A 3,934-nucleotide genomic window follows, 5' to 3' on the forward strand; every position below is an offset into this window, starting at 1 on the left:
CTTGAGGCACGTTACTTTTCGCCCGTTTCGGGTTACCGGCGGCAGGAGATCGCTTTTTCCGTACGTCATTGGGAGACTGAGACGCGCAATGCCGGTTCCTTCGAGTGGGACCGATACACGCTGGGAATTTCCAGAACGCGATGGTGGGGTCCTCTTGAGATGGAATGGGGAATTTTCGGCGAATACGTGCAATCCGGTGTGGCGGATGAGCACAACTGGGGTCCCCAGATGACGTTTCGGTATGGTGATCTCGACGATCTCACCGATCCTACCCGAGGAAGTTCGATTATCGCTTCCATCTGGTGGGCGGATTGCAGTGAGCTTCTCTGGAGTCTTGATTTCACGTGGGTGAAACCTCTTCGGGAGGACATGCGTCTCCTTGTGACTGGAGGTGTGACGGGAGGCAACGCTGGAAATCCCGTCCACGCTGCCTACCTCGGTTCACCCGGGGATCTGCGCTCCCTGGGAGGTGCGCCGCTGTATGGGGATTACGCGGCGTGGTTTCGTGTGGCGGTGCGCCGCCTCCTCTTGAAGAGCGGATTCGGCTCGCTCTACGGGGACTTTTTCGCCGCCAAGGGTGCTATCTTCAACGACAGCTGGACCGAGCAGGAATCCCCCTGGGAGATCGGTGTGGCACTTTCCATGCCGGGCCAGTTTCTGGGTGGATCGATCATGATCCTTTACGACGACCGCGGTCGCTGGACCTTCGGTTTCGAGCTGGGAGGTCCCTATCAGGGACATAAGCTGATTCCCTGATTTTTTGTCGCGAGGCGGGACGTGTGGACGGAAGATCTTGCACAGGATACAATCCGGACATCGTGACCGAGGCGCGGTGTAAGAAGAAGACGGCAGACAGGAGGAAACGAATATGGCCCGCAACATCACACCCAGAGAAACGGACTACTCGCAATGGTATCTCGACGTCATCAAGACGGCGGAACTTGCTGATTACGCTCCCGTGAGGGGATGCATGGTGGTACGCCCGAATGGGTATGCCCTTTGGGAGAACATTCAGCAGCAGTTCGACCGCCGGTTCAAGGAGACGGGGCATGTGAACGCCTATTTCCCCCTCCTCATTCCCAATTCTTTTCTTGAGAAGGAAGCCAAACATGTGGAGGGATTCGCCCCGGAATGTGCCGTGGTTACCCACGCGGGGGGCGAAGAACTGGAGGAGCCCCTTGTGGTTCGTCCCACCTCCGAGACCGTCATCGGCCACATGTACAGCAAGTGGGTTCAGTCCTGGAGGGATCTTCCCATTCTGATCAACCAGTGGTGCAACGTCATGCGCTGGGAGAAACGTCCTCGTCTCTTTCTCCGTACCTCCGAATTCCTCTGGCAGGAGGGGCACACCGCCCACGCCACCAGCGAGGAGGCCATGGAAGAAACTCTGAAAATGCTCGAAGTCTACCGGGAGACCATGGTGGACGAATTGGCCCTTCCGGTCATCCCCGGAGAAAAATCCGAGGGCGAACGCTTCCCCGGGGCGGACAACACCTATACATGCGAAACCATGATGAGCGACAGGAAGGCCCTTCAGGCCGGGACAAGCCACTTCCTGGGGCAGAACTTCGCCAAGGCCTTCGACATCAAGTTTCAGAGCATGGCGGGAACGCTCGAGCATGCCTGGACGACCAGTTGGGGTGTCTCCACGCGCCTTATCGGCGCCATCATCATGACTCACTCGGATAACGACGGGCTCATTCTGCCTCCTCGAGTGGCGCCCGTTCAGACGGTGATCCTTCCCATCTCTCCCGACGAGGCGATGCTACAGGAAAAACTCCTCCCCGACGCGAAGGAGATGGCGGCAAACCTCTGCAGAATTCTCGGAATTCAGCGCGCCCAGGTAGACATGCAATTCCACATGAGGCCGGGCGACCGCTTCTTCTTCCATCTCCAGAGAGGCGTTCCCCTTCGGCTCGAACTGGGTGAGCGCGAACGTGCCGAAGGGGTGGTGCGGTATGTCCGCCGCGACACGGGCGAGCGCGGCGACATCGCCCGGGATGCCGTTGTGGAGAAGATTCCGGTGCTCCTTGAGGAGATCCAGAAGGAACTGCTGCGGCGGGCGACGGAATTCCGTGCTGCCAACACCGTTTCCGTTTCGTCCATGGACGAGTTCAAGGACGTGCTGGAGAACCGTGGAGGTTTTCTCAAGGCCTATTTCGCGGGGAGCCGGGAGGACGAAAAAACCATCAAGGATGCCACTGGTGCGACGGTGCGTTGTTTCCCCCTGGCAGACGAAACTCGAGGGACGTGTTTCTACACAGGAAAGAAGGATGCCAGGCTCGCCATTTTCGCCAAGGCATATTGATCGCGGTCGAGGCGCTTTCTCGCGACGGACGTCTCTCCGGGAAAGGGCTTGTTGTCGTGCAACCGATGCGCTAGAGTAAAGGGGATCGCCTGGGGCGATCCCCTTTTTCGTGGGTTTGGATGTCGTGCTCGGGTGCGTGCGTGGGGAACGAGGAGGAAGGAGGGATGTACAGTGACGCGGGAATGTCGGGTTGGTACGACGACCATTCGCCTCTGTCTGGGGAATATTGCGGAATACGACGGTGACGCCGTCGCGAATGCCGCCAATGACCGGCTTTGGATGGGAAGCGGCGTCGCTGGGGCTCTCAAGCGCAAGGGAGGCGATGAGATAGAAATCGAGGCGATGCGTCTCGGTCCCATTCCCCGTGGAAATGTCGTCTGTACGGGAGGTGGCAGGCTCAAGGCCAAGTTCGTGATCCATGCCGCTGTCATGGGACAGGACCTGGTCACTTCGGGAGAAATCATCCGCGAGGCGACCAAGAATGTTCTTGCCCTCTGCGATGACCGAAATATGCGCCGGGTTGCTCTTCCCGCCTTCGGGACAGGTGTGGGAGGCTTTTCCCCGGAGGAGTGCGCGAGGATCATGTTCTCTCAGATTTTTTTCTACCTCGGAGAGGAAGAGACGGATCTGGAGGAAATCGCCCTCTTCCTCTACGACGAAAGAACTTTCAACGTGTTCGAGAAAATTCTTTGCGAGGCGAAATAGCGGTTTTTCCGGAACGCTTGGGGGTGAAGCCATGCGGCATTGTCTTTGCGCATGCGTCGTTTTTCTTTGTGCCCTTTGTCCTCTCTCTCCCTTCTCTGTCCTTGCCCCGGTAGTGGAGGCATCGGACTTTTTTCTCTACGCAAACACCCGTTTCGGGTACGAAGTGCTCGTGCCCGCGGCATTTCTTCCCCAGGAAGTGCCGACGAACAACGACGGACGACAATTCCTCGCTCCCGACGGAAAGGGATCTCTCGCGGTTTTTGCTTTCTACAACGCCCTGGAGACGACTCCTTCAGCCCTGCTTCAGGAACGGGCGGCGGAACTCCGGAGAGAGGGAGTGGAAATTACCTATAAGGCGGCAAGAGAGTTTTGGTTCGTTCTTTCCGGTATTGACGGAGGAGAGATTCTCTACGAGAAAGTTCTCTTTTCTCGGGATGGGGAAACCGTACTCACTCTTCTTGTGCGTTACCCCGCAGTGCAGAAGCATGGCTATGAACGGATCGTGATCCAGACCTCGCGAAGTCTCGCTTTTCGATGAGCATCTTTTTCGAAGGACCGAGGAGCGTTTTTCGAGGATGTTTTTTCGGAGGGAGTCCTTCCGGGCTTTTCTGATTCTGCAAGAAATGCTTTTTGCTCCGTCTCAAAGATCTCTTTTGGGAATAACTTTTGTGCCTTGCAGCGTAGGCCTCAAGGGCTCCATCAAAAGGAGCGCAACAGTGCCTGAAAACGTAGAGATTGATTTCCCAGAAAACAGAGAAGAAGAAGTGTCGTGAGTATTTTAAAGATCAGTAAAAGTCAGGTATAAAAAAGGAAGAAGAGGGGGTTGACGTGAAGTAACGAGGCTGGTAGTATCTCCCCTGCGCGCTCCGGAAGGGCCGCGAGGTAACAGCACCTTGACAAGTTCGAAGGCAGCAGAGAGAG

The 3,934-nt window shown here is 56.7% G+C and carries 3 protein-coding genes and 1 pseudogene; all 4 read left to right on the forward strand.

The window, feature by feature from the left end:
• A pseudogene (locus Q1K49_RS13150) lies at positions 1 to 756 on the forward strand (hypothetical protein); the annotation flags it as partial.
• Positions 757 to 868: 112 nt separating this feature from the next.
• Positions 869 to 2,308: a proline--tRNA ligase gene (gene proS / locus Q1K49_RS13155; protein WP_300526455.1), complete on the forward strand. Its 1,440-nt coding sequence runs from the start codon at positions 869 to 871 to the stop codon at positions 2,306 to 2,308.
• 171 nt (positions 2,309 to 2,479) lie between these two features.
• Entirely contained in the window at positions 2,480 to 3,013 is a 534-nt protein-coding gene (locus tag Q1K49_RS13160) for a macro domain-containing protein (RefSeq protein ID WP_213693922.1), read from the forward strand.
• Between the two features lie 31 nt (positions 3,014 to 3,044).
• Positions 3,045 to 3,551, forward strand: a complete 507-nt coding sequence (locus Q1K49_RS13165; protein WP_213693923.1) for a hypothetical protein — start codon at positions 3,045 to 3,047, stop codon at positions 3,549 to 3,551.
• The last annotated feature ends 383 nt before the right edge of the window (positions 3,552 to 3,934 follow it).

The sequence above is a fragment of the Aminiphilus sp. genome (assembly GCF_029975095.1).
GTDB lineage: Bacteria > Synergistota > Synergistia > Synergistales > Aminiphilaceae > Aminiphilus.